Raw genomic sequence first — 26798 nt, forward strand, 5'->3', positions numbered from 1 at the left:
GGCGCCAAGGATCTGACCACCAAGGCGGACGGCAGGGCAAGAACACACAGCGAGTCGAATGCTGATTGACTGGCCCGCCGGTTCGTCCTACGGTTGTGGAGAGCGGGCTACTCTTGTTACCATTGAGTTCGCTGTGCGTTCGGACCTTACACTGGACGCACCCCCGTCCGGGTTTATATCGGACGTATCCCCGTCACCTACTCCATTTTCGGTCGCAGCATGTCCTGGATAATGTCCTCGATCCGACTCTCATCGACAAGATTGTCGAGTACGGTCTCAGCTTTGACCTCCAGTTCGTAGCGGTTGGTCTTTCCAAGCCCCTGGCCACGTCCCTTCGTCGTCTTCGCCAAGATACCGGAATCAGCAAGATCGTTGAGCTTATCGCGGAATCGGCGTTCCGAGATGGCCTTCGCGTCGATATGCTCACAGAACACCTCGTACAGCGAGTGAAGGTCCTTCGTCTCCGGCGACTTGGTGCCGGTTACCGTCGCGTGCGTCACGGTCAAAAGGGCCAGCGCACGTTGCAGCGGGAGAGACTTAATCCCGCGCTCGACGGCAGCCCGCTCGAGGTACTCGTGGGCGTCACGGACGTGCTGCTCGGTGACCTCGGATTCGCCCCCGTCGTCAGCGAACCGGCAGGCACGGAACAGCAGCTTGATCGCCTCACGAGCGTCACCGGAGTCCTGGGCGGCAAGCGCACTGGTGAGTGGGATGGCATCGTCAGTGAGCACGTCGCTCTGGAGTGTTTGCCACGGCTCGTCCTCATCGTCGATTTCGGTGTCACGAAGAGCACCGGCCGCGCGCCGGGCCAAAATGTCTCTGAGTTGGTTAGCGTCGTACGGCGCGAACTCGATTTCATCCTCACCGAGCGAGGAGCGGACGTCGGCGTCTAGGCCTTCCCGGAACTGGAGGTCGTTCGTGATGCCGATGATCGAGAGCCGGACATCGTCGGGTTCGGCGCGAGGGAGCTCGTAGAGGATGTAGTCATCTCTCCCGATGGCGTCGATCTCGTCGAGGATGACGATCACCGTGCCGCCGATCGCCTCGAGTTCGTCGATAATCATCGACAGCAGCGTCTTCTTCTGGTAGCCGCTCGGGAGTTCCTCCCCTGGCCCGTAGCGTTTCTCGCGGAGCGCCTTCAGGAGATGCGTCATCACGTGATAGCTCTTGTCCATCCCCTTGCAGCGGACATGGACGACATGGAGGTCGAGGCCGTTGTCGTTCGCGAAAGACTGCAGTTGGTTCGTCTTTAGTTTGACGCCAACAGTCTTTCCCTGGCCCGTTGGGCCGAACACAAATGCGTTCAGCGGCGTCGAACCCATCGCTGCCGGCTTCAGTGTCGAGTGGAGTTGGTTCAGTTCTCCCTCTCGCTCGGGGAGGGAGTCGGGTTGGTACGTCTGGGTGTTTGGGTTGAGTCGATCCAAGTCGACGAAGATCGAGTCCTCATCCCCGAACGAGCGCATAATGGCAACGTGTGAGTGGTGGAGCATAACCCTGTCGTCCGAGTGGTAGGGTAATGTCCAGATGATGGGGGCGCGTCCGATGTAAGCTGGTGCGGCGTGGTGTTAGGTCAGATTGATCAGACACGGGGGGACGGGGGTGTGTCCAATGTAAGAGTAGAGCAATAGGAACAGCGACGCGATTACACGGCAGTATCGACTTTGATCAGGGAAACGTTTATTACACCACTACTCAAACAGTATCCGTACTCCTCATGACGTTGCGGTGTAGTGTAGATGTTGGTTGCTGGTTGTGCAGGTGCGACTGAAGCTTCGCGAGTTTACATTGGACGCACCCCCGTCTCCGGGGGTAGCGGAAGTGGTCTTTGTGTTTGAGGCGAGAGCTTCGACAGCCGTGTCCTCAATCAACGCCACCAACAGGGAAACCGTCACAGCTGGAGGACGCCTCGATGTCGGGATCGTCGACGGTCAGCTCCTCGTACACCCGTTCGGGCAGGACGAAGGTGTCTGGCTCGCTGGCTACTCCCTCACCTGACCGCTTCGCCGGTGTTGCGGGCAACTGCGTGAGCTGAGTGATGAGCTCGTCGCGAACGTCCGTCGAGGGACGGTAATCTCGTGCCAGCCCAGCCGGTTGTCGAAGTGCCGTTTCTGGAACTGCTCGCCGACGTCGCCGCTGGCAACGTACTGCTTCCATCGGCGAACCAGCTACGACTACCGCCCGTATCCTCTATTCTCCTTATCTCAGTCGGACTGATCCACGCCGACTTGCGGTAATACGGGGAGTGACTTCTCAGAACGAGCGGGTTCTACAGTATAGTCGAAAACGGTGAAGCGGTGTATCGCCGGTGCTCCTCCACGGAATGGAGGGCGAAGGGTGGTGACAGGTAATATGGCGGCAGCGGTCTCAATTCTGGCGCCAACTCGGCGATACACACGGTAGTAGTCACTCGAGTTATGTGTACTTTCCGACCACTCTAATATTTTCTACGGACAACCCACTCGCCTTCAGCGTTCCCCTTCAGGTATTTGGTCTGCTTACGGTGATTTTCGGCACTACAGCACCCGAAACATCCGAACCGACCCCCGTGAATCGCCCTCAGAGTCAACTCGCTGGGCGCTCAGCCCCCGCCGCCCGTAGACCATTCAACGACTGCGTTTCACTCGGGCGCGACGACGTCCTCGCAGCCCGGGCACTCCGCCCAAAGACCGTTCTCGCCATCGCTTGTCTCGTATTCGACAAGCAACCACGCGTCGGTGATTTGGTCGCCACAGTTCGGACACCGACCAAGTACCGATGTGTTTGTGGTCATGGAACGGGGTGGACGGAGCGTGTAACTCGTCCGTCCATCTCGATGTTTGATTTCGTTGCCCTAATGGTTTCGGCTGTCCTAGCGGCTAGCAGGCCGAATTGTGGGCGATTACGTGCGGCCAATACGTCTACATACCTTCCTGCAGTGAGTCTATGGACGATGGGGGTTCGGACACTCCTCGCTCGCCTCCGTGCAATCAACAACGACATGGTTCACTCGGAACCACCAACCGCGAGGCTCCGAGGCGGATGCCGGCGGAGAAATTCCGCCGATAGTGAGCAACACTGTAGCTACCACCCAGCCGTGAGGCCGCCGATTTCGTTCTTTTCTCTGGAAACGGGAGGAATTTAGAATGGGTGTTTGGTCTGCTATAGTAATCACAGCCAGCAGTGAAGAAATCGGAGAAGAGCTGATGTCTGTAATGACGTCGTTTAGAGAGATTGAGAGGGGTCGGTTCAAGACGGGAAGTTTGTAACTCCCGAGTAGGGTGAGGTGGGATTGAAAAGGGATGTGACGGCCACGACCCAGCACGGTGTTGTTCTGGCGTGGTCGCCCCATCACCTCCCGCCTCTGAATCACATGCAATACCTCTCCAGTGGCAACACACCGCCACCAAGTTGTATCAACTCCTGACCCAGCCCGTACTGTTTCGAGGCCCACGATGACGCGGCGGACGCGTTCCGAACAAGATATCTCTCCTATTTCCATTTGCTAGGAGTGGGAATGGCCCTGACCGGCAGCGTGCTGTTGTTCGTCTTAGGTGAAACAGTTCCCGCTCTAACGGCGCTCACTCTTGCAGCAATCATTGGATTTTCTTTCACCCAGTGGCCGAAAACCAAGGAGGGAGTTCCGGAGTAGCGCGGTCCCTCAATTCATTGGTCGTGTCGCAAAGTCCTCTAGAGTTCAGTAGCAACTGGCTCCCGTGAGGAACGGGACGCCTCTGGTGTCCACCCAAGAGGTGTCCCCATCCGTCTTTAGTTAAGCCTCACACCTCGGTTGTGTAGTGGTAGCGAGCGTCTCTTGTAAGATTGGTCGTTGCTTGTGGATCTTCTGAGCGTCTTCGATCAGCCGGTCGAGCAGCGGCGGTGGTGAATAGCCGAGGAACTCACCGAGTTCGTGGAGAATGAGCTGGGCGTGCGACCGGAAGGTCGCCGCCCAGCGCTCTGTCGGAAACACAAGCTCATCATCCGCCTGCTCAGTGACTAGATCCAACAGATCGCGGCTTACAAGCAGCGACAGCAGCGCTGCGTACAATAAGATCCTCACCACGTGTTCGTCACTCGTGTCGAACTCGTCCAATTCGTACTGCGTCTTCAGCTCCCGGAACAGCAACTCAACTTCCCACCGACAGCGGTAGATCTCCGCTAAATCCGCCGGAAAGAACTCCTTCCTCGCTAAATTCGTCATGTACAGGTGGTAGTCGTCGGCGTCCTCGTCGCGGACGCCGACGACGCGAAATCGCTTCGTATCTAGTGACCGCGTCCCATTGTACGGCCCTCGTTTGAATTCGACTTCGACTTCTACATCGATGTACTTCCGATCGAGATCGTCGAGAACAGCTCGGAGCTGCTTGCCCTCTAAGGGAATGGCGCGACCGCGCCATTCCCGTAACTCCCTCGTAATCAGCGGATTCGCGTTCTGCTTCAGCCGACTCACGAAGTAGCCGTCGTTTTCGTCGATCAGCGCAAACCGGCGGTACTTGAAGTAGGCGAGATCGAACAACACGAGGCGATTCTCAAGCCACGGCCCTGTTTTGAACAAGGTGCTGTCGTGCGTTTTCTCGTTAGCAGTATCGAGCCGTTCAATCGTCTGCTCTGTGGCATTGTGGAGCAGGTGGAGCTTCGCTCCAGCCTGCTCCTCGTGGCGGGCTTCGAACTGATCTGAGAGAAATTCGTGTAACCGCAACACCGTTCCATCAGCGATCATCACGTCTCTAAATCGGTCGATATCAGCGTCAACAGCGTTAGGAACAGCGACCTCGTCGAGACCATGCTCAACGAGGTCGCGGAGATACTCCGCAAGCGTCGGTGTCAACCGCTGATAGAATCCACCCGGAGAGATCGTCTCATCGGCAGTCGAGTTGTAACAGCGTCTAAACCCGGCGAGTGTTCGGCTTTCGCCTGCGGCGAAGCCGAACACGAATGCCCAAACGAAGGCAGGGATCTGGAGCTTGCGGTCACGTTCGACCACGCCGAGTTCCTCGGCGTGCTCTTCAAGGAACTCAGAGGGAAACAGTGTAGTGAGCCGACGCATAATCCGAGATGAGGAGTCCTTGTCGTGCACAGACTGGACTTCCTCATTCCTTCCGAAAGGTGCCTCGATAAGCCGCCGCTATCACGCGGTTTCTCGCTTAACTAAAGACGGATGGAGGTGTCCCATGCACGCCACAATCGACGTGCGGTTCACGATTAGCATCGACGAGGACAAAACGGTACCGCTCGCCACGCTTGCCGAATTCGTTACCGAGCAGAACGTCGAATCTGTACTGCTCGAATCGATGGTCGAGAGCCTCGACGCGAGCCGCGTCGAGGCGCTCTGTGGTGAGAAACACGCTCACGGCAATGGTGATCAGCGATTCCAACGCGCCGGTACTGACACCCGCACAGCCGTCACAACCGCCGGTGAGCACGAATTCGACCTTCACTACGTCGAAGACACCGCCGCTGACCACGACGAATCCAGCTACTTCCGGCCCGTCGAAGATGTTCTCAGCTTCGACGGGCAAAACCGCTATCAGCAGGACATCGCCGCCAAGAGCGTCGATCTCGCTACTTCGGTCAGCTATCGTGACGCTGCTGACCACGGCGACGGCATCCTCTCGAAGATGCCGTCGCCGACCACCATCAATCGTCGCGCCAAAGAGTACGGCAACAAGCTCAAGCAGTTCCTTCCAGACTGTGTCGCTGACACAGACGCTGACGCCGTTATTCCTGACGGCACGAAGTGTCACAGCCAAGACGACGACCGCGCGTACCACTCCGTCCAGGCCACGCTCGGCGAAGATACTGCCAAGGAATCACGCTCTCTGCTGGATCTCTCGATCAACGCTGACTGGGACGAGACAGCCGCCAAACTCGATGACATGGACGCAGTCACTGACGACGCGACGGTCGTCAGTGACGCTGATGAGGGTATCGTCACGGCATTTACCGACGAAAACCGTAATCATCAACTTGATCTCGTCCACGTCGGCCGAACGCTGGACTACAACCTCTGGGACGACGGCGTGTTCTCCTTGGATCGGCGGAACGAGATCGTCTCGGAGGTGATCGACGAGGTGTTCCATCTGAAGAATTCGGTCGCCAAGCACCGTCCAAACGAGGAGTTCGCGGCGATCCGCGAGCGGATCGCGCGAACGACCGAGCGTATCGAGAAGACAGCGTGGCAGTTGGATCAGTTCGGGTCAGAGAAAGCTGCGGGGTATCTACAGCGGTGGCTGCCGTCGATCGTGACGTTTGCCGAGCAGGCTGTCGAGGGGTTCGAGGTGCCGTGGACCTCGAACCCCGTCGAACGGCTGATGGGCGAAGTCAGCAAGCGGTGCAAGAACCAGTGGATGCGCTGGACAACGGAGGGGTTAGAGGCGATACTCCAGCTTCGGCTGGTGAAGTACGCCGATCCAGAGCACTACCAGTCGTTCCTCGACGAACTGCTCCAGCGATCGACCAAAACAGCAATGAGCTGTGACCTCTCAATTGAGAGCACCAGAGGCAAACTCTAGACCGCTTTGCGACGCGACCAATCGCTGGGAACGCGGCTTTCGCCTCAACAAGCAGAGGCATCCGCGTCTACGATATTCGAAGTGGTGACCTTTGCTGGCGGGCGAACACAGGTTCCCCATTCCTGGGCAATGCACCTGTTTTCGTCAGTGGCAAGATTCTCAGTTGGGACTCCTCCTCGGTCGTCGCGTACGACGCCACGACGGGGCAGAAACGCTGGACGTTCAGCTTTGAAGACACCGGACCCAATAGTGTAGGGCTTCGGGACGGGATCGTGTATATCCAACTTGAAACAGGCGTTGCAGCGGTTGATCCTGAATCTGGTGATCAGGTCTGGCGGCGGTCCCTCCTCCCTGAGACAGACCAACAGATCGTTATTGGTGATGAAAGCGTGTATTATTCCGCAGAAGGTGGGAAGCTGTATGCGTTATCGACGGAACGGGAGGGTGAAACACAGTGGAAAACATCCATTCCAAACGAGTATGGTCATTCGCTCGCCGTTAGCAATAATCGAATCCACGTGTCTGCCTCCGATTCGTCTGATCGTGGCGTTCTCACGACCTTGGACGCTGCGGATGGAAGCACAATCAACATCGAGAAGCATCCCGATGGCCGTACATCACCGCCAATCGTTGCTGATGGGACCCAGTTCTGGCTTGGGGAGGAGACACTGTATGCGTCCGACGCTGATACCGGTTCTCGCAAGTGGTCATTGGATGTGAATGCCACGGTAGAGTCTTATTCTTCGCTGTCAGTTCATGGGTCTGACCTGTTCTTTGCCAGTAGAAATGGCGTGGTAAAGATCTCTGACGGCGCGTAAGCGGCTCGAACCGATCGCACCCCCAGTTTTCACTGTCACAGCGATCCTGCTCTCTCGGTGGCTCTATTCACGGAGCCAACACCAAGACAAAACTATCTGGCCTTGCACGGGGCTGTATGGTAACACAACAGTCACGTCGAGAGGCGGTCGCGTGCGTCGAGTCCGGTGACACGGTTGGGATCGGGGGGTTCGTGGCGACTGGCATCCCGGAAGCAGTCCTTGCTGCGCTGGGCGACCGCTATGAGCGAACGCGGGCTCCGCAGGATCTCACACTCTACCAGCCCGCGGCAGAGGGCGACCGGCAAGGACATGGCGTCTCACATCTCGTGCAGGAGGGCATGCTCGAACGGACGATCGCCAGTCACTGGGGGTTCACACCGGACCTGATGGCGGCAGTCGTTAACAACGAAATCGAGGCGTACAACCTCCCGTTTGGCGTCCTAGATCACTTGCTCCGGGACACCGCGGCTGGCAAGCCTGGAACGATCACGCATGTCGGACTGGACACGTTCGTTGACCCACGACGTGATGGTGGCAAAGCCAACGCCGTCACGAGCGAGGACCTCGTCGAGCGCGTCACACTCAACGGCACTGAGTACCTGTTCTATCACGCGGTTCCGATCGACGTCGCGGTCATTCGCGGCACCACGGCCGACGAGCACGGGAACGTCACCATGGAGCGGGAGGCACTCGCCTCGAACATGCTGGCGCTGGCCCAAGCCGCACACAACACCGGCGGCAGGGTGATCGCGCAGGTCGAGCGCGTCACGAGCGCGGGGACACTCGCGCCCCACGATGTCGCTGTACCCGGTGTGGTCGTTGATTCCGTCGTCGAGGCATCGCCGGAAGACCACCCACAAACGTACGGCTCGGCCTACGACCCCGCACACAGCGGCACAGTCAAGCCACCGACGCCCAGTACGGATCCGCTCCCGATCGACGAACGAACGATCATCGCACGCCGCGCCGCAATGGAACTCGACGCGGGCGCGGTCATCAACCTGGGCGTGGGGATCCCCGAACTCGTCTCAACGGCCGCCGCTGAGGGAGGTGTCGGCGACGCGATCACGGAAACCGTGGAGTCCGGACCGGTTGGTGGGGCTGCGTCCGGCGGAATCGAGTTCGGAACGGCAGTCAACCACGATGCCCTCGTGTCCTCACCCCAGCAGTTCGACTTCTACGACGGCGGCGGACTCGATGTCGGGTTCTTGGGGATGGCGCAGGTCGACGCGCAGGGAAACGTCAACGTCAGCCGGTTCGGCTCCCAGTTCCCGGGCTGTGGCGGGTTCATCAACATCACGCAGAACGCCGCTGCAGTCGTGTTCTGTGGCACGCTCACGACGGGCGGTCTCTCGGTCGCGGTCGCCGACGGAACAATCACGGTGACATCCGAGGGGGCGCACTCGAAGTTCGTCGAGGACGTCGAACACGTCACATTCAGCGCTGATCACGCGCTGGAAACCGACCAGTCGGTTGTGTACGTCACCGAGCGCGCCGTCTTCGAGTTGACGCCTGACGGCCTCACACTCACGGAGGTCGCACCCGGCATCGACCCCGGAGCCGTGATCGCACAGCTCGGGTTCGACCCCGCTGTTGCGGACCCACTGGGCGTGATGCCGGCGCGGCTGTTCGCCGACGCGCCGCCGGATCTCACCGATGTCGTGTGATCGCACGGCGGCCGCAGCTCACGGCGAACGAGCGGCGGCGTCCCGCTGAAGCGCACTGAACACTGTCCAGGCGGGATCGCTCCCCGGGTGCACGACCTGCGTCCCATCGACGGTCACGCCACTGCCCTCACTCACTGTCCCGATCGCGGCCACGGGAGTGTTCCGTGCGTCCAGTGCAGCCATCGCCGTGTCGGCGTGCGCCTCGGGGACTGTGACGAGAAGCGTGCCACGCGAGGAAACCTGCCACGGGTCGAGCCCGAGATCCGCACAGACGGCGCTCACGTCCTCGGGAACGGGGACGGCGTCGCTGGAGACGCTGATCGAAACGCCGGCGGCCGTCGCCAACTCCACCAGCGCCCCTTGAATGCCGCATTCGGTTGCGTCGTGCATCGCGGTCACGGGTGCGGACGCCGCGGCGCACGCGTCGCCAACCACTGTGGTGTCCTCGAGCCGCGCGTCGGCGCGCTCGACGGTGTCGTCAGCGACATCGAGGTGGTCGCCGAACAGCGCGGCGAACAGCCCCGCGACCTCTGCCCCGGGGCTGTGCGTCATGAGCACCGTGTCACCCGCGGTGGCCCCATCGGGGCGGACGATCTCGGCGGGGTCACCGACACCCATGGCCGTTGCGCCGCCGATCCAGGGGAACGACACGTCCTGGCGCGCGGTGTGTCCTGTGACCACGCTCACGCCGAGCCGCTCACACTCCGTGGCCATCGCGTCCCACAGCGCCGCGATGGTGTCGTCTCGTGCTGACGCCGGGAGCACCAGGGTGATGGAGAGAAACGACGGCGGAACCCCGCTCACGGCGACATCCGAAAGCACGCTGTGGAGGGCCAGCCGGCCGGCGCGCTCGATCCCGACGCCGGGGTTCACTGACACCGGGTCCGCGCTCACGACGAGGCGCTGGCCGCCGATCGAGAGCACACCGAAGTCAACCCCGTACTGGGGGCCGACGGTCACCGCGTCGTCGTCCGCACCGAGGTTCGGGGACAGGTGCTGTGCGAAGAACTCGGCGTCGATCTTCCCGATCTGGCTGGTCACGGGAGACCACCGAACAACTCGTCGTTCGCTGTCAAGGGCTCACAGGACGGGCGTGACATACTGCTCCGTCCGCACACCCACCAGTAAAAAACACCGGATGCGGCCGCGGCTTACAGGGACACACCGAGCGCCGCAGCGAGCGCGTCGGCGACCGCAGTGTTGTCGCGTGCGGCGTCGAACCGCGCCGCGTTCGGGCCGTGTGCGAACACCGGCACGTCGGTGCCCGTGTGTCCGTCGGTGGTGAACGCGATCCCGGCTCGCTCCGCGAGAATCGTGCTGATCGAACCCGGAGCGTCGCGGAGCTTTGCCACCTCTCGGTCGGTCAGTGCGGTGATGCCCGTGTGAGCGGCGACGATCGACTCCAGTTCGTCAGCGCTCCGGACCCCGGCGAGGAGATCCCGAAGCCGGCTGGTGGTCGCTTTCTGCGCGGCGAGCACGTCGTATTCGACCTCGTAGGGCGAGTCGCGACCCAGCGTGAGACCGCCACACTCGTGGTCGCCGGTCGAAACGAGGAACGTCGGCTCGGCGGTCGTCTCGGCGTACTCCACCAACTGGCCCGCCACCTGCGTGGCTTCGTACTGTTCGGCGACCTGGGCGGGGTAGTTCGCGTGGCCGGCGTGATCGACGCGCCCGGACTCCACCAGCAGGAAAAACCCCTTGTCGGGGTCGCCGGCCGACGAGAGCAGGTCAACCCCCGCGTCGACCATCGCATCGAGGTTGGGTTGTGTGTTCTCGGGGTCGTTTTTGCGGTCCAGGTAGTAGTCGAGGTGGCTCTCCTGGCTGAACAGCCCGAGTACGGGTGGGTCGTCGACCGCGTCCAGTTCAGCCGCCGTTTCGGCGATCGTGTAGCCGTTGTCCCTGGCCGCATCCACCAGCGTGCCGCCGTTGGACGCGTCCGCCTCGAAGTCGCGGCGCTGCCCCCCGAGAATCACGTCCGGCTGGGTCTCTTCGATGTACTGGCGCGCGATCTCGGTCTGGTTGCCGCGATCCTCGACGTGTGCCGCGAACGCTGCGGGTGTGGCGTGTGTCGCCTCGGTCGTCGTGATGAGGCCGGTCGCGTACCCCTGGGCGCTGGCCCGTTCGAGGACCGTATCGACGCGCTGAAACCCGCCGCCTGAGGTTTGGACGCCACCGATCGCTCCGTTGTAGGTTTTGACGCCGCTGGCGAACGCGGTTGCGGCGGCCGCCGAGTCGGTGGTCGTCTCGTAGGGGTCATCGGGGAACGTGGTCATCGAACCGCGGGACGAGAACGCGTCGAACCCGGTCGGCGTCTCGGCCGGACTCACGTTCAGCGGGAAGCGCTCGGGCGCTGTCTTGTAGGCGTTGAGGTAGCGCGCGGCGGAGATCTGTGTCTGCCCCATCCCATCGACGATGTACGCGATGGCGTTCGCAGCCGGGGACGCCGTGGCCTGTGCGCGCGCCGTTGTCTGGAACTGTGACGCGACTGCGCCCCCGGCGACGGCCCCGCTGAGGCCCGCCAGGAACGTGCGCCGATCGACACTGGGTGACTCTGTGGTGTGCGGTGTTGGCATCTGATCGCTCTACACGGCTGTACCACCACTGCGCTCAAAGCCACTTATAATAGTCGTCCGGACGCCTATATATGCGGTGGCGTCACCCCAGCGCCCTTCGGAAGGCAGATGAGCGGGGCCGGCGAACGCCGTGCGTAGTGTCAGCTACGTCACTTGCGGTTGGTCGGATCGCGCTCGCCCTCCTCCTCGTCGTCCTGAACGGCTTTTTCGTCGCCGCAGAGTTCGCGTTCGTGCGGCTGCGGTCGGCGTCCGTCGAGACGCTCGTTCAGGACGGACGGCGTGGCGCAACGGCGGTCAAGGAAGCCACGGACAACCTCGATGATTACCTCGCGGTCTCCCAACTCGGGATCACGATCGCGTCGCTCGGGCTCGGGTGGGTCGGTGAACCCGCGGTCGCGGTTCTGGTCGACCCACTACTGGAGCCGGTGCTCCCGGCTCCCGTTCGCCACACCGTGACTGTGGCCCTCGGGTTCGGGATCGTGACCCTGTTGCACGTCGTGTACGGCGAACTCGCGCCGAAGACGATCGCGATCCAGCGCGCCGAGCGCGTCGCGCTCGTGGTTGCGCCCGTGATGAAACTGTTCTACTACGTGTTCCTGCCGGGCACGATCCTGTTCAACGGCATCGCGACACGGTCGGTCCAACTCATCGGCGTCTCCCCGGAGACAGAGGGCCACGACACCCACACCGAGCCGGAGATCCTGAGCGTGCTCTCGGAAGCCAGCGCCGCCGGCCGGATCAGCCCGGCGGAGGTGTCGATGATCGAGCACGTCTTCAGCCTCGACGACACGACTGTTCGTGAGATCATGCGGCCACGCCCCGACGTGACCAGCGTGTCCGCAGACACTCCGCTCCCCGAACTCCGAACGATGGCCGCCAGCGGCGAATACACCCGCTACCCGGTCACCGAAGGCCCGGACGACGACGTGATCGGGTTCGTCGACGTGAAAGACATCTTGCGCGCCAGCGACGCCATCGACGAGTCGGGCGATGTCACGGCCCGGGAGCTGAGCCGGCCGGTCGTCGTGGTTCCCGAGACGCTGCGCGTCGACGAGCTGCTCGCGGAGTTCCAGGCCGAGCACCGCCAGATGGCGGTCGTCATCGACGAATGGGGTGCCTTCGAGGGGTTGGCAACCATCGAAGACGCCCTCGAAGTGATCGTCGGCGACATCCGCGACCAGTTCGATCTGGCGACCCACGCGCAGTCCATCGAGCCCCGCGACGATGGCGGCTACGAGGTTCCTGGCGCGGTGTCGATCACCGAACTCAACGACCACCTCGGCACGGATTTCGAGAACGAGGCGGTCGAAACCGTCGCCGGGCTCGTGGTCAGCCGACTCGGGCACGCCCCCACGGTCGGTGATCGTGCCGTGATCGACACGCACACGTTCCGCGTGACTGGCGTCGACGGCGCACGGATCACGTCGCTGACGGTGACTCCCGACTCCTGACCGGAGCGGTCACCGGCGCTCGCCGTTTCCACCGGGGCGCGCGAACGGCCGCCATTACGTGTACGACGGGCGCTCGGCGTATTCGATCGGGTCGCGTTCGCCCAGGTTCTGGAACGCCTGGAGGCGGAACGCACACGCGTCGCACGTCCCACACGCGGGGGCCTCGGCGCGGTAGCAACTCCACGTGTGCTCGTAGGGGACACCGAGTTCCAGGCCGCGCTCGGCGATGTCGGTCTTCGACCAGTCGACGAACGGTGCGTTGATGCTGATTTCGGTGTCGGGTTTGGTGCCGGCAGCGACGGTCTGCTGGAACGCCTCGAAGAACGCGGGCTGGCAGTCCGGATACCCCGAGAAGTCCTCGCTGTGCGCGCCGATGAACACCGCCTCACAGTCGTTGGCCTCGGCGTACGACGTCGCCATCGCCAGCAGGTTGGCGTTCCGGAACGGCACGTAGGAGGTGGGGATTTCGTCGCTCTCCATGTCGGCGTCCGCGACCGCCATCTCGTCGTCAGTGAGGCTCGACGCGCCGATCTTCGAGAGGTGATCCGTGGTCAAATGGAGGAAGTCCGCGGCACCGAGGGCCGCTGCTTGGGCCGTTGCGCACTCGTGTTCTTTGTGCTCGGTCTGCTGGCCGTACGAGGTGTGGAGCATGTACACCTCGTAGCCGGCGTTGTGCGCAACCGCAGCGGCGGTGGCGCTGTCCATCCCGCCGGATGCAAGCACGACAGCGCGCTTCGCGCTCATCGTCCACCACTCGGGTGCGTGGCACCCGCGGCCGTTCTGCGGTTGGTCGTCGCTGTGCGGTCGCGCCGAGCGCGTGCGTTCGTGTCGATCGTATCGTCAGTGGAGTCTGTCATTGTTTCAGGTCTCCGGGGCGTCGTTCCACAGTGCAACGTGGAGCCGCGGCGTATACCGGTAGCCGTGCTCCATCGCGAGTGTCGCAACCTCGTTTCGTCGCGCGTCGAGCTCCGCGTGGGTTGTGCCCTCCGGCATCAACACCACGTCCTCGTCGCCGATTCGGGTGTCAGTGGCTGTCCTGATCTCCGCAAGCAGTGATTCGATCTCGGGCATATCCGACGGATCGGTGACGACGAACTTGAGTTGGGTGTCGTAGTCGTCGGCGAGCGCGCCGAGCGTCGCCACGTCGATGCGGCGGGCGTCGTGGCGGGCCGCCCACTCACCGTCGCCTTTGGGGTCGGTCTCGGCCGTGGGTGTGCTGGAGGCGAGTTTCGGGCTGACGCTCGCCAAGTCGATGGGGGCGTCACGGTGGATGGTGCCGTTCGTCTCGACGGTGGTGTGGTAGCCAAGCGCTGCGAGGCGGTCAAGCAGCACCACGGCGTCGTCGTGGAGCAGTGGCTCGCCACCGGTGAGTACGACGTGGTCGGCGTGCTCGTACGACTGCACCTCCGCGATGATGTCGTCGACGGACATCGTGGCGTGGGTGGGCTCCCAGGACGTGTGGTATGAATCACAGAACCAACACCGGAGGTTGCAGCCGCTCGTGCGGACGAACACCGACGGCGTGCCGGCGAGCTTCCCCTCGCCCTGCAGGGAGTAAAACAGCTCGTTGATCGGAAGCGCCGGCCCGTCACCACCGTTGCTCGCCTGCCGGTCCGTGGTTTCGCTGACCGGCATCAGTTCGGGCCAGCAGTAAGCGCCGGCGTTTCCGCGACCGTGACGGAGACCGCTGACACCGTCTCAGGGAGCGCGTCGTGGAGCTTCCGCTCCAGCACGACGCCCATCACCTCGGCGGTCGGCGGCTGTTCGAGCACGACAACCGCGTCGCCGTCGCCCGCCTCCCGGAACGCGTCAACGAGCGGGTCGCCGTCCTCAAGCAGGAACCGGTGGTCCCAGTCGGACACCACCGCCGTGACTGTGCCCTTGTCCACAACCCACCCCTCGTCCGTGAGCTGCCCCGTGATTTCGACGCTGATCTCGTAGTTGTGGCCGTGTGGGCGGCTACACTTGCCGTCGTGGTGTTGCAGTCGGTGGCCGGCGCTGATCCGGATCGGGCGATCCCGCCCGATGTGCAGCGTCCGCTCCCCGGTGGCTGTGGACTGTGATCGTTTGGACTGTGCTGAACGCATGTCTCCCTATTCTTCGAGTATGCGGTAAAGAATATCGAAGTCATATCCACGATGCTCTGCCGTCGCCGACCCACGATCCGGGACACGTCACGGGCGGCCGCGCCCGTCCGGGCATCGTTGCCCGCCACACCGGCTCAGTCGTCGGTGCGTTCCCAGACCGTGTTCTCGCGGTCGATCCGGTCGTTCCAGTCCGCGACGAGCGTCGTGACCGCCAGATCACCGGTCACGTTGTTCATGGTCCGAAGCCGGTCGAGGATCGGGTCGACACCGGCGACCATGCCGACGACCTCAAGCGGCAACCCGAGCTGCGTGAGCACCAGCGTGAGCATGATCAGCCCGCTGCCCGGGACACCCGCAGTGCCGACGCTCGCGAGCAGGGCGGTCACGATGACTGTCGCCTGTTCGGCGAGCGTGAGCGTTTGCCCCACCAGATTGGCCGCAAAGATGGCCGCCACGCCCTGATACATCGCCGTTCCGTCCATGTTGATCGTCGCACCGAGCGGCAGCGAGAAGCTGTACACCTCCTCGTCGATCCCGAAGTTCTCGTCGGCGTTGTTCATCGTGACGGGCAGCGTCCCGCTGCTGGAACGGATGCTCAGCGCCGTCACCATCGCTTCTTTGGCGCCGGCGAGGAACGCCCGCGGCGATTCACGCAGCAGCCCCCACTGAATGACGAACAGATACGTGACCCCGATGTGGAGGACCACGGCGAGCGCCAGCGCACCGATGAGTTTTGCGAACGGCAGGATGGCGTCGACGCCTGCCTCCCCGAACGTCGTCGCCATCAACGCGAACACGCCGATCACGCCGTACTCCATGACGCCCCAGACGACGTTGAACATCGCCTCCGAGCCCGCCTCTGCGATCTTGAACACGGCCTGTGCACCGTCGTGCACCGGTGTGCCGGGCTCGAACTCGTCCTGCAGGATCGCGAACGAAATGCCGAGCGCGATCGTGAAAAAGATCGTCGGCAACACGTCCCCGTTGGCCATCGCACCGATCGGGTTCGTCGGAACGACGTTCATCAGCACCGTCCCCAGATCCGGGGCTTGCGTCGTCTCCACGGCGGCATCAGCCACCTCAAGCCCGACTCCCGGGTTGATGAGGTTGCCCGCCAACAGCCCGATGGCGATCGCGACCGCCGTCGTCCCCAGGTAGAGCGCGATCACCTCGCCGCCGATCTTGCCGATGCGGGTCGGCGAAAGCTGCCGCGCTCCCATGAGCAGCGTGAACACGACGACAGGAATGATGATCATTTTGAGCAACCGAACGAACAGCGTTCCGAGCGGCTCAAGCTGTGCGGCTGGCGCGCCGACCGCGAGCCCACAGACCGAGCCGAGAACGAACGCGACCGCGATCCGGTAGATGATCGCAACGGATCGATACGCAGCCCATGCGTCTCGAAGGCGGTTCAACATAGCACAGCATTCCGAAATGCTGGCTGTAAAGCTAACGATACCATATGCTGGCGTCGTTTCAAAAACACATGACGACTGCTTCGTATCCGTGGCGTTCTCGTCACATTCGCTATGGGATCGTCGGGAACTCAACACGCGTTTGAACTCCCACGAATAAAGCTCCTGTTTGGATATTCCGGAAAAACGCGCCATAGCTAGCGAGACCACAGCGGGATCGGCGGATGCTGTCGACGGATGCCGTTGAAACGTTCGATCAGTTAGTTGTTCATGATAGAAAGGAAGATTCAAGTCACCTGGACCGGAGACACAGAGTGATGGATCTCGACCACATCATCACGAGCAAACAACTCTCCCGGGCGGACATCGAGACCGTGCTCGACCGCGCGGCAGAGATCGACGCCGACCCGTCGGCGTTCGCCGACCGGTACGAAAACACCGTGCTCGGACTCCTCTTTTTCGAGCCGAGCACCCGCACCAAGATGAGCTTCGACACCGCGATGAAACGCCTGGGCGGCGACATCGTCGATATGGGGTCCGTAGACTCCTCAAGCGTCAAGAAGGGGGAGACACTCGCAGACACGGTTCGCGTCATCGAAGGGTACGCGGACGCGTTGGTGCTGCGCCACCCCAACCAGGGAGCAGCCCAGATGGCGAGCGAGTTCGTCGACGTTCCGCTTTTGAACGCCGGCGACGGCGCCGGCCATCACCCGACACAGACCCTCCTGGACCTCTACACCATCCGCGAGAACGCCGGCCTCGAAGACCTCACGATCGGCATCATGGGGGATCTCAAGTACGGGCGGACGGTCCACTCGCTGTCCCGCGCGCTCACGAACTTCGACGTCGACCAACACTTCATCAGTCCCGAGAGCCTCCAGCTCCCCCGAGACGTCGTCTACGACCTCGAACAGGAGTCCGGCACTCGTGTCCGCGAACACGACTCCTTCGAGGACGTGCTCCCGGAGCTGGACATCCTTTACGTGACTCGGATCCAGCGCGAGCGGTTCCCCGACGAAAACGAGTACCAGAAGGTTGCCGGAGAGTACCAACTCACCGCCACCCACCTCGAAGCCGCCAAAGACGACCTGACCATCATGCATCCGCTCCCGCGAGTCGACGAGATCGCACCCGAAATCGACGACACCGACCACGCGGCCTACTTCGAGCAGGCACACAACGGGGTGCCGGTTCGCATGGCACTGCTGGATCTGGTGCTGTCCGCCGATGGGGGTGTCGACGATGAGTAGCGACCAACACCTCCAGGTCAGCAAAATCCAGGCCGGAACCGTCATCGACCACATCCCGGCCGGGCAGGCGCTGCAAGTGCTTCAGATCCTCGGGACCAACGGAGCAAGCGACGACCAGATCACCGTCGGGATGAACGTCACCTCGGAACGCCACCACCGCAAGGACATCGTCAAGATCGAGGGTCGAGAGCTGAGCCAGGACGAAGTCGACGTCCTGTCGCTGATCGCGCCCGACGCAACGATCAACATCGTCCGTGACTACGAGGTCGACGAGAAACGTCGCGTCGACCGTCCCGACGTCGTTGCGGGTGTGCTCTCCTGTCCGAACCCCAACTGCATCACCGCCAACGACGAGCCCGTGCGATCCGGGTTCGACGTGCTCGACGACGGGATGCGATGTCAGTACTGCGAACAGATCGTCAGTGAGGACATCCCGTCACTGATAGATCCGGAGTAGGCGGCCGTACTCGTGGTTTTTCGTGGCTTTCTCTCGTTATTGTGTTGATTACTGTTCGACTGCTGCCGGGCGAACCACTGGCCCGGATGTAGCAGAATTTATCGTTCTGGAGGGTGAAGGCTCGCATATAATGCTTTATAACCTTCGGCAGGAACTGCTCGCTGGAATCCGGGCTGCCACCTCTGACGCGGGGTACGACTATGAAGTCGACCAGTCCGCGATCGAACTCGAAGACATCACCGATGAGGAGAAAGGCGAGTTCTCCTCACCGATCTCGTTCTCGATCGCGGCCGCGGCCGGAGCGCCCCCGGTCGATGTCGCGGCGGCGATCGCCGACGCCCACCGCTCCAACGGGCTGCCGGCTGAAGTCGAGGCGGTGACCGTCGAAGGCGGCCACATCAACTACCACGCCGACACGACCGATCTGGCAGACGCGACGCTGTCGACGATCCTCCGCGACGGTTCGGAGTACGGCACGCGGACGGACGCCGACCCGGACACCATCCTCGCCGACGTGTCCTCGCCCAACATCGCCAAGCCGCTGCACGTCGGCCACTTGCGGAACACGATCCTCAGCGATGCAGTGATGAACATCCTGGAGGCGCGCGGCCACGACGTCACGCGGGACAACCATCTCGGGGATTGGGGCGTGCAGTTCGGGAACCTGATGCACGAGTACACCGAGTTCGGCGACGAAGCGACGCTGGAAGACGACGCCATCGAACACCTCCTGGATCTCTACCAGCAGTTCGAGCAGCGGGACTCGATGCTCGCGGATCTCGAAGACGATGAGACCGTGACCGACCAGTTCGCCGACGCCGTCACCGAGGAACGTGACTACCACGCCGACAGCGGCAAGGAGTGGTTCACCCGGCTCGAGCAGGGCGACGAGGACGCGACTGCCCTCTGGGAGCGGTTCCGTACCGTGAGCATCGATCGCTTCAAGCAGACCTACGACGACCTCGATGTCGCATTCGACGTTTGGAACGGGGAGAGCTTCTACGCTCAGGAGGGCTGGAACGACGTCATCATCGAGAAGGCGATCGAGAACGACGTCGCGATGCGCGGCGAGGGCGAGTCGGTGTACATCCCGGTGTACCCTGACGACTACGAGAACGTCGGCGACCCGCAAGCGGCAGACGTGGACGCCTCGCTCGATCGCGCACGCCAGATGCGGGAGGCCAACGACGACCTCGAAGACGCCGACTTCGATCCGTTCTACATCGTCAAGTCCGATGGATCGACGCTGTACGGAACCCGCGACCTGGCGACGATCGAGTACCGGATCGAGGAATACGACGCCGATCAGTCGGTCTACGTGGTGGCAAACGAACAGAACCAGTACTTCCAACAGCTGTTCGTCGCTGCCCGAAAGATGGGATACAACGACATCAAACTTAAGCACATCGATTACGGGCTGATCAGCCTCCCCGAAGGGAGCATGTCGACACGGAAAGGACAGATCATCACCGCCCGGGAAGTCCTTGATCGTGCCCAGGACCGCGCCGAGGAGATCATCGCGGAGAAAGGCCGAATCGACGACGCCGAAGCCCAATCGGTCGCAACCAAGATCGCGCTCGCAACCATCAAATACGAGATGGTGGCGGCCAAACGCGAACGCGACACGACGTTCGACATCGACGAGTCGGTTGCACTGGAGGGCGACACCGGACCGTACGTTCAGTACGCGGCAACCCGTGGCTACAGCATTCTGGACGGAGCGGACGCCGCTCCCGAGATCGACGACCTCGATCCATCGGTGTTCAACGACACCGATGTGGAGCTGCTGTTCGAGCTGGCCCGCTACCCACTCGTCCTGGAACGCTGTGAGGAACGGTACGACGCGGCACCGCTTGCCCACTACCTCCTCCAGCTCGCACACGTGTTCAACTCCTTCTACCACAAGAACGCGGTCTTGGACGCCGAAAACGCACGCACGGAGCGCCTCCTGCTGACGAAGGCAACGACACAGATCTTCGACAACGGCCTCGGCCTGCTCGGCATCGACGTGCTCGAAGAGATGTAACCGCGCTGGACATCGTTGAATCGGTTTTGAGGTCCGTGAAACTCGGTTGGCAGCTACTACGATCGCTGTAAGAACGACACAGGAGCGCCGGTGTCTTCCGTACGGACTAGTAAAAAAGACGGCTCGAAGACCGGATCCGAGACGCCGACGTTATGCGGCCGTATCGGCCGACTCTTCGGGTGACTCCTCGGGGTCTTTCATGTACATCTTCCAGCCGGTGAAACCCATGATAACAACCAGGATGGGCGAGAGAATCCCCACGAAGTAGTACGGCAGATAACTCAACACGGGCACCCCGAGCGCACTGGCCATGAACACGCCACCGGAGTTCCACGGAATCATCGGCTCCGAGACAGTCCCAGTCTCTTCGAGGGTCCGGGACAGGCTCGTTCCGTCGAGATCGTACTCGTCGTTGAGGTCGCGGAACGTCATGCCAGGGATAACGATGGACATGTACTGGTCCGCAGTGAGTGCGTTGATCACGAGCGGGCCGAGCGCGGTGACAAGAGTTGCCCCTCCGACACTATCGACAGCTTTTGCAGTGTTGTGCGCTATAACCGACAATACGCCTGTCGCCTCAAGTATACCTCCGATCGAGAGGGCACCGAAGACAATGGTAATAACCCAGATCGACCCTTCAAGCCCACCGGTACTGAGGAGGTTGTTAACGAGGTCGACACCCGTCTTCGGTCCTGTTCCGCTATAGATGATCTGCCATGCCTCAGCGAACCCACGACCCTGGATGAGGATCGAGACGCCTGCCGCGGAGAACACGCCGGCACCGAGCGACGGCAGCGCGGGGTACCCCTTGATCGCCAACCCGAAGGTAATGACCAGCGGGAGCAACACCAGGACAGAAAGCGTGTATGTGCCTGCCAGACCGCCCTGGATCTGTGCGACTTCCGCGCCTGTACCACCAGTGCCACCGGTCTCTGCCATCAACCCGAGGACGGCGTAGAGTGCAAGAGAGATAACCCCAACGATGATAGTGTTCGGGAACATCCCGCGCACGTGATCCCAGAGGTCAACGTCACTGACACCCGAGGCGAGCAGTGTAGTGTCGGAAAGCGGCGACTGCTTGTCGCCCATGTACACGCCGGAGAGGATCGCACCCGCAGTCAGCGGCGCTGGGATCCCGAGTCCGGAGCCAATGCCGACCAGCGCGATACCGAGCGAGCCGGCTGTCGTCCATGAGGAACCGATTGCCGTCGCAACCACGAACGAAAGGAGCGCTGCCAACGGAACGAAGACCGCCGGTGTGAGGAACTCCAGCCCCCAGTACATGATGAACGGGATCGTCCCAGCATCAACCCAGGACGCGATCAGCATGTAGATAATAAACAGGATAAATATCGCCCCCAATCCCATGACAATGCTGTTTGAAATCCCGTCGAAGAGTTCGTCCCACGTGTATCCCCAGCCGTATCGTGCGATCACACCAGTGAAGGCGATCCCCCAAAGCAGGGGCATTTGGGCGTCAAGGCCCAAAAGAACGATACCGACGGCCAGGAACGTAATCATCCCAGCGATCGGGAGGAGCGCTTGTCCGAACGACGGTCGTTTCTCCGGATCAAAGTCCTCGTAACTTCTCGGTTCGAATTCTACCATTGGTAATTATTTGTTTGTTTTCATTTTAGTTGGCGATCCATCAGCTGCCGTTTGTGGCGTCAGGAGCATCTCTTATTCTCCTACGTGTTGGCGTTATTCCCTGGGTAGGATAAAGCTACCGCCAATTCCTACGGCCGTAGTTAATCCTATTCTCAGATAAATTATTGTCTACAAACTCCACAGCTAGCAATAATTATTATAATTCATATATGATGCTCGGGGCATCTGAGTCAGCTCACTGCTGGCCAACGTCAAACACCTAGGCCGGCTCATCACACCACTGCCAGTGGGCAAGACTAATGAGCGCCTCCGTACTACTACCGCGGCTTGTTCCACAAGTCCCGCTCACGCTGGCCATTCACACAGCGCATACGGCAACAAAAAAGCAGTGAGGTCGATGCAGTTATTGGTTGACGAGCGTGTGGACGATGGCCTTCTGCACGTGCATGCGGTTTTCGGCCTGGTCAAAGATCACCGACTGCGGACCGTCGGCGACCTCCGCCGTGACCTCTTCGCCACGGTGGGCCGGGAGACAATGCATGAAGATCGCGTCGTCGCGGGCGGCGTCCATGAGATCCTGATCGATCTGGAACCCGTCGAACTCGGCGAGCTTCTCCTCGCGCTGCTCCTCTTCGCCCATGCTGACGAACACGTCGCCGTAGACTGCGGTCGCGCCATCAACCGCCTCGTAGGGATCGTTGGTGACGGTCACGTTGGCGTCGCTGACACGGTCCTGGATCTCCTCGTCGGGCTCCATTCCCTCGGGTGTCGCGATCCGACAGTCGACGCCCATCTTCGCGGACGCCTGCATCAGGGAGTGGGCGACGTTGTTTCCGTCCCCGACGAACGCAAGCGTATCGAGGCGGTCTTTCTCCTGCATCGTGAACATGTCGGTGAGCGCCTGACACGGGTGCAGGAAGTCGGTCAGCCCGTTGACGACTGGCACGTCCGCGTTCTCAGCAAGCTCCATCATCTCGTCGTGCTCGAACAACCGAGCCATGATGGCGTCCTCGTACCGGGACATCACCTGGCTCACGTCGGAGATCGGCTCCCCGCGGCTGAGCTGCGAGGACCCCATCTCGAAGAAGATGCCGTGCCCACCGAGTTGGGTCATTCCCGTCTCGAAGGACAGCCGTGTTCGCGTCGACGGCTTCGCGAACAACATCACGAGAGACTTGTTGTCCATCACGCCGGAGAACTCGCCCGGGTTCTCCTTCATGCTCGCCGCCAGGTCAAGCAGCTGTTCGATCTCTTCGCTCTCGACGTCGTTGATGTCTACTAGATGCTCCATCGTGTTGTGTATCTCCGGGTCGACTATTTAATCCTTCGACTGTTCCCAACTCGCGGTCACTCGTCGGCTGGCACGACTGTCGTGCCGGCCGCCCCATCGAGCGCCTCGGTTGCGGTCTCCGGCTTCGTGATGATCGCACGGTCACCGCCGCTTTCGACGAACTCGATGCACGCTTCGACTTTCGGCGCCATGCTCCCCTCACCGAACTCTCCGGCGGCAAGCATGTCCGCCGCTTCCTCGGTTGTGAGTTCGCTGAGTTCCTCCTCATCCTCGGTGCCGAAGTTCCGGTAGACCGCATCGACGTCGGTCAACACGAGGAACTCATCGGCACCGATGTCGGTCGCAAGCGACTGGGCAGCACGATCCTTGTCGATGACGGCCGCAACACCAGTCAGGCTGTCACCGTCTTCGACGACCGGAACGCCACCGCCGCCGCTGCTGATGGCCGGCTTCCCGGTTTCGACGAGCGTCTTGATGTGTTCTGCCTCAACGATGTCGACCGGCTTCGGGGACGGAACGACCCGCCGGTATCCCACGTTGCCGTCGCCGTCGGTGCCCTCCTTGACAGGGAAGTCCTTCTCTGAGGCTTCGTCCTCGTCGTAGAACGGACCGATGCGCTTGGTCGGATCGTCGAACGCCGGGTCGTCCTCGTCGACGATCGTCTGTGTGATGACCGTCGCCGGTGTTTCACCGAGCTCTTCGCGGAGCTGCTGCTGGAGGAGGTATCCGATCTGGGCCTGTGACTCGGCACCGAGCACGTCCAGCGGTTTCTCGGCGGCGGACTCCGCCTCCTCGTTCTGCAACAGGAGCTGTCCGACCTGTGGGCCGTTGCCGTGAGTGAAGACGAGTTCGTGTCCGCGTTCGTAGAGATCCACGAAGTGGGGGACAGTCTGCTCGATCGTGTCTCGCTGGTCCTGGATTGATCCTTCGCCACCTCTGAGTAGGGCGTTCCCACCCAGAGCTACAACGGTGTAACTCATGGGTGCCTCGTAGTTACACGGGTGACGCAAAAACTCTTGCGCCGGTTCCCACCCGTCGACCCCGTGCAGAAGCCGCGATACAGCGCAGCACTGACACGAAACGGATCAGCCACGGACCGCAGAACACAGTGAACGTCCCACCGCCGGAACGAACGTGCCCGGTACACCGCAGACACACGCAGTCAAAGAAGAGCCCAACCGCGGTGGACGTGCCTACTCCCGATGCCCGCGTCGACCGCTATTCCGGAGTGCGTCGAAGCGGCGTCGTCATACAGTGGATCGCCCCGTAGCCCGCACGGAGGTTGATGATCTTGCGCCCCTCTCCGTCCGGAATGACCGTGACATCGTAGTCCTCCTGGATCCCATCGATGAACTGCTTCATCACGCCGTCGTCGTCGTCGGAGAAGCGGACTGGCAGGATCTTCCGTGGCCCAACCGTCAGGAAGTTCGTGATGGCCTTCAACGCCATGTCGGTGTCCGGATGGGACGGGTCAACGTAGTCGTACACGTCGACGATTTCGAAGCCCTTCTCGCGCAGGTACTCCCCGAAGTTCACGTCGGGTCGTTCCAGCGTGTACGGCTTCTCGCCGCCGTGGGTTCGTGCGTACACGTCAAGCGTCGTGTTCTCCACGAGTTCCTTGTGGGCGACAACGAGATCGTCGTCGACGAAGTTGAACCACGTGTCGAGGTGCATGATGTCCATCTCGACTTCCCCGTTGTCGTCCTTGTGGGCCTGTGCGGCTTCGAACGGCGCACGAACGAGGCCGACTTCCTCGGATCCGAAGGCGTCGTCCATCAGGAGTCGGTGACCTGCGGCGTACGTGGTCCGATGGACGTACTCGGTGTCATCCTCGGCGATGTCGTGTTTCGGGTACGCCTCTCCTTCGGGAATCTTCGCCGAGACACCGAGCAGCGAGAACTCGCCAGCCGGATAGAAGTCACCGCCCTCAACGAGCACTTCCGTCTCTTGGATGTCGTCGCGCTCGGGGACGTGCTCCGTTACGTCGTGTTCCCGAACCTGGCTCATGTCGGCGACGATGTCGACGTCGAATTCGTCCCCGTCGAGGGCCTCCCAGGACGCGCGAGCGATGTCGACCTCCGGTTTGCGCGTGTCCTCTTTCATCGAGCAGAGCACGACGCCGTTTTGCGTGACGAACTGCTGGTCACGCTGGAAGTACATGTTCGTGAGCGGCTGCTCCAACTGCACACTCGTCGTGTCCCAGCGGTCCGGGTTCGAGCCAGGAACCTCCTCGTCGGAGTGGGAGTGGTGCCGGATGACCTCGGCGTTCCCGAGCACGGCCTGGATCTGCGTATGTGGGCTGAGCTCGTGCAGCCGTGCCCACATCTTGTCGCGCCGGTTGACCTGCTCGTCCTCTCCGAGTTCACTGAGATCGAAGTTGACTCGCGAGGAGAGCAGTGCGTTCATGCCGTTGCCGTTGGCGAGATCGTCGTGGAGATAATGGATCGGGTTCGATGCTGGAAGCGCCGCCTCCAGGTCCTGGCTGAGACTCAGATGCTCCTGTTGGGCGTCGACAAGCGAGAAGTCGTTCAGAAACAGGTTCGGCTCGGGGTCCATGATGCCAACGAACGTTTCGGCCCCCGGGAGGTGCATCCGGACCGCTTGGAGCGGGTCCCATTCGGCGGTCGCCTGCACCTTCGTGCTGTCATCTACGGACTCCGGTGATTCACTACTCATGGGAATTCAGTTGAGTATTCTGGATATAGCCTGATAAAGCCGTCGCCAAAATATACCGATGTTTATGACACGCGGCGGCTACGCTGTCTCTAACCTCACCTCGATTATGTTTGCGGCTTCCATCACGAGTGCGGGGACTTCCCCCGCGAACTCCGCGTTCTGCAGCCGGGTCTTCGGTGCGGTAACGCTCACTGCGCCCGCGACGTCCTCCGTTCGGCCACGAATCGGTGCGCCGATCGATCTGATGCCATGGATCTCCTCCTCGTCGTTGATCGCGTATCCCTGATCGCGGACGGTCGCCAGTTGCTCGCGGAGGGCATCAGGGCTGCCGATCGGGGTGGACGACTCCGTGCCGAACTCGATCTCCGAGATCAACGTCTCCCGACGGCCCTCGGGCAGGAACGCGAGTATCGATTTGCCCGCCGCACTGGTGTGGAGTTTCCGTGGCGTCTCCCGCATTCGGAGGTGATACTCGGTGGTCACTGACTCCTCGCCCATCGATTCGTAGAGGACGATCTGGCGGCCGTCTGACTCCGTGACGAGGTGAGCCGTGTGCCGAGTCTGGGTCGCCAACTTGTCGATCTCTTCGCGTCCGAGCCGGTAGAGATCAGTACTGTTTCGGGCATAGTTCGAGACCGGAACGAACCAATCCCCAAGCTGGTACGTTCCGTCCCCGTCTTGTTCGACGATTCCGACTTGCCGCAGGGTCGCCATGTACGTGTGAATCGTCGCTTTCGTCAGGTCGAGTTCGGTGGTCAACTCTTGGAGCGTTATCCCGCGGTGTTCTTTGATCGCGTCGATGATTTCGACCGCGTTGAGAACGGATGTTATCCGTCGCGGCTCACCGTTGTTGGCGGCTTCTGGGTCCATACTACTCGTATGGATAGCAACTGTTTATACTCCCGTGAATACACGGCCAGGGATTGAAACTATCAAAAACACCGTCCTTGATCGTGAGATGGCACTATTGTGGAGTCTTTCGCCTTGTACA

The 26798-nt window shown here is 61.6% G+C and carries 22 protein-coding genes and 2 pseudogenes; 9 read left to right on the top strand and 15 right to left on the bottom strand.

The annotated features are described in order from the left end of the window. Positions 1 to 197: 197 nt before the first annotated feature. Positions 198 to 1463, bottom strand: a complete 1266-nt coding sequence (locus tag ACOZ32_RS13665; protein WP_012289783.1) for a Cdc6/Cdc18 family protein — start codon at positions 1461 to 1463, stop codon at positions 198 to 200. Positions 1464 to 1854: 391 nt separating this feature from the next. Between ACOZ32_RS13665 and ACOZ32_RS13670 the strand changes: the two genes are divergently transcribed. Continuing rightward, positions 1855 to 1995, top strand: coding sequence for a hypothetical protein (locus ACOZ32_RS13670; protein ID WP_158308645.1), 141 nt, complete (start codon positions 1855 to 1857; stop codon positions 1993 to 1995). Here the strand turns inward: ACOZ32_RS13670 and ACOZ32_RS13675 are convergent. The 3 genes and pseudogenes from ACOZ32_RS13675 to ACOZ32_RS13685 all read right to left on the bottom strand — a co-directional run. Beyond that, positions 1954 to 2147 (bottom strand): annotated as a pseudogene (locus ACOZ32_RS13675) (hypothetical protein); the annotation flags it as partial. The gene ACOZ32_RS13670 and the pseudogene ACOZ32_RS13675 sit on opposite strands and share 42 nt — an antisense overlap. A gap of 470 nt (positions 2148 to 2617) precedes the next feature. Then, positions 2618 to 2770, bottom strand: coding sequence for a hypothetical protein (locus ACOZ32_RS13680; RefSeq protein ID WP_012289784.1), 153 nt, complete (start codon positions 2768 to 2770; stop codon positions 2618 to 2620). 978 nt (positions 2771 to 3748) lie between these two features. Further along, positions 3749 to 5023, bottom strand: a complete 1275-nt coding sequence (locus tag ACOZ32_RS13685; RefSeq protein ID WP_006183907.1) for an IS4-like element ISH8A family transposase — start codon at positions 5021 to 5023, stop codon at positions 3749 to 3751. Between the two features lie 124 nt (positions 5024 to 5147). Here ACOZ32_RS13685 and ACOZ32_RS13690 point away from each other — a divergent pair, with 124 nt between their 5' ends. The 4 genes and pseudogenes from ACOZ32_RS13690 (at position 5148) to ACOZ32_RS13705 (ending at position 8973) form a co-directional block, all read left to right on the top strand. Next, positions 5148 to 6488, top strand: coding sequence for an ISH6 family transposase (locus ACOZ32_RS13690; protein ID WP_179908185.1), 1341 nt, complete (start codon positions 5148 to 5150; stop codon positions 6486 to 6488). A 59-nt stretch (positions 6489 to 6547) separates the two neighbouring features. Further along, positions 6548 to 6760: pseudogene (locus ACOZ32_RS13695) on the top strand (hypothetical protein); the annotation flags it as partial. Beyond that, positions 6761 to 7306, top strand: a complete 546-nt coding sequence (locus ACOZ32_RS13700) for a PQQ-binding-like beta-propeller repeat protein (protein WP_424335320.1) — start codon at positions 6761 to 6763, stop codon at positions 7304 to 7306. Positions 7307 to 7422: 116 nt separating this feature from the next. Continuing rightward, positions 7423 to 8973: an acyl CoA:acetate/3-ketoacid CoA transferase gene (locus tag ACOZ32_RS13705; RefSeq protein WP_010904147.1), complete on the top strand. Its 1551-nt coding sequence runs from the start codon at positions 7423 to 7425 to the stop codon at positions 8971 to 8973. 18 nt (positions 8974 to 8991) lie between these two features. Here the strand turns inward: ACOZ32_RS13705 and ACOZ32_RS13710 are convergent, their stop codons facing one another. Continuing rightward, positions 8992 to 10014, bottom strand: coding sequence for an AIR synthase family protein (locus ACOZ32_RS13710; RefSeq protein WP_012289639.1), 1023 nt, complete (start codon positions 10012 to 10014; stop codon positions 8992 to 8994). A gap of 110 nt (positions 10015 to 10124) precedes the next feature. Continuing rightward, positions 10125 to 11546: an alkaline phosphatase gene (locus ACOZ32_RS13715; protein WP_010904149.1), complete on the bottom strand. Its 1422-nt coding sequence runs from the start codon at positions 11544 to 11546 to the stop codon at positions 10125 to 10127. Positions 11547 to 11617: 71 nt separating this feature from the next. Between ACOZ32_RS13715 and ACOZ32_RS13720 the strand changes: the two genes are divergently transcribed. Next, positions 11618 to 12997 (top strand): hemolysin family protein, encoded by a 1380-nt coding sequence (locus ACOZ32_RS13720; protein ID WP_010904150.1) that lies wholly within the window; start codon positions 11618 to 11620, stop codon positions 12995 to 12997. A 54-nt stretch (positions 12998 to 13051) separates the two neighbouring features. On the opposite strand, the gene queC is transcribed toward ACOZ32_RS13720, so the two are convergent. From queC to ACOZ32_RS13740, 4 genes are all read right to left on the bottom strand, one after another. Then, a complete protein-coding gene (gene queC / locus ACOZ32_RS13725) occupies positions 13052 to 13741 on the bottom strand; it encodes a 7-cyano-7-deazaguanine synthase QueC (protein WP_010904151.1) in 690 nt (229 codons plus the stop codon). Between the two features lie 117 nt (positions 13742 to 13858). After that, entirely contained in the window at positions 13859 to 14632 is a 774-nt protein-coding gene (locus tag ACOZ32_RS13730) for a 7-carboxy-7-deazaguanine synthase QueE (protein ID WP_010904152.1), read from the bottom strand. Continuing rightward, positions 14632 to 15084 carry a 6-pyruvoyl trahydropterin synthase family protein gene (locus ACOZ32_RS13735; RefSeq protein ID WP_010904153.1) on the bottom strand — a complete coding sequence of 151 codons (453 nt, stop codon included), beginning with the start codon at positions 15082 to 15084 and terminating at the stop codon, positions 14632 to 14634. The genes ACOZ32_RS13730 and ACOZ32_RS13735 overlap by 1 nt, the downstream gene beginning before the upstream one ends. A gap of 134 nt (positions 15085 to 15218) precedes the next feature. Further along, entirely contained in the window at positions 15219 to 16502 is a 1284-nt protein-coding gene (locus ACOZ32_RS13740) for a dicarboxylate/amino acid:cation symporter (protein ID WP_049892719.1), read from the bottom strand. A 314-nt stretch (positions 16503 to 16816) separates the two neighbouring features. On the opposite strand from ACOZ32_RS13740, the gene pyrB reads away from it, so the two are divergent. The 3 genes from pyrB to ACOZ32_RS13755 all read left to right on the top strand — a co-directional run bounded on the left by pyrB (position 16817) and on the right by ACOZ32_RS13755 (position 20232). After that, the gene (gene pyrB, locus ACOZ32_RS13745; protein ID WP_012289640.1) at positions 16817 to 17749 is read left to right on the top strand and encodes an aspartate carbamoyltransferase; all 933 of its coding nucleotides are present in this window, start codon (positions 16817 to 16819) and stop codon (positions 17747 to 17749) included. Further along, positions 17742 to 18206 (top strand): aspartate carbamoyltransferase regulatory subunit, encoded by a 465-nt coding sequence (gene pyrI / locus ACOZ32_RS13750; protein WP_012289641.1) that lies wholly within the window; start codon positions 17742 to 17744, stop codon positions 18204 to 18206. The genes pyrB and pyrI overlap by 8 nt, the downstream gene beginning before the upstream one ends. Before the next feature lie 130 nt (positions 18207 to 18336). Next, positions 18337 to 20232 (top strand): arginine--tRNA ligase, encoded by a 1896-nt coding sequence (locus ACOZ32_RS13755; RefSeq protein WP_010904157.1) that lies wholly within the window; start codon positions 18337 to 18339, stop codon positions 20230 to 20232. Positions 20233 to 20382: 150 nt separating this feature from the next. On the opposite strand, the gene arcD is transcribed toward ACOZ32_RS13755, so the two are convergent. From arcD to ACOZ32_RS13780, 5 genes are all read right to left on the bottom strand, one after another. Then, the gene (arcD, locus tag ACOZ32_RS13760) at positions 20383 to 21840 is read right to left on the bottom strand and encodes an arginine/ornithine antiporter ArcD (RefSeq protein WP_010904158.1); all 1458 of its coding nucleotides are present in this window, start codon (positions 21838 to 21840) and stop codon (positions 20383 to 20385) included. Between the two features lie 403 nt (positions 21841 to 22243). Beyond that, positions 22244 to 23131, bottom strand: coding sequence for an ornithine carbamoyltransferase (argF, locus tag ACOZ32_RS13765; RefSeq protein WP_010904159.1), 888 nt, complete (start codon positions 23129 to 23131; stop codon positions 22244 to 22246). 56 nt (positions 23132 to 23187) lie between these two features. Beyond that, positions 23188 to 24111 (bottom strand): carbamate kinase, encoded by a 924-nt coding sequence (gene arcC, locus ACOZ32_RS13770; protein ID WP_285254545.1) that lies wholly within the window; start codon positions 24109 to 24111, stop codon positions 23188 to 23190. A 238-nt stretch (positions 24112 to 24349) separates the two neighbouring features. After that, complete coding sequence (arcA, locus tag ACOZ32_RS13775; protein WP_285254546.1) at positions 24350 to 25807, bottom strand: arginine deiminase; 1458 nt, start codon at positions 25805 to 25807, stop codon at positions 24350 to 24352. Positions 25808 to 25885: 78 nt separating this feature from the next. Beyond that, positions 25886 to 26677, bottom strand: a complete 792-nt coding sequence (locus ACOZ32_RS13780) for an IclR family transcriptional regulator (protein ID WP_010904162.1) — start codon at positions 26675 to 26677, stop codon at positions 25886 to 25888. Positions 26678 to 26798: the final 121 nt, after the last annotated feature.

The organism is Halobacterium sp. MBLA0001, from assembly GCF_049705385.1.
Classification (GTDB): Archaea; Halobacteriota; Halobacteria; order Halobacteriales; family Halobacteriaceae; genus Halobacterium; species Halobacterium salinarum.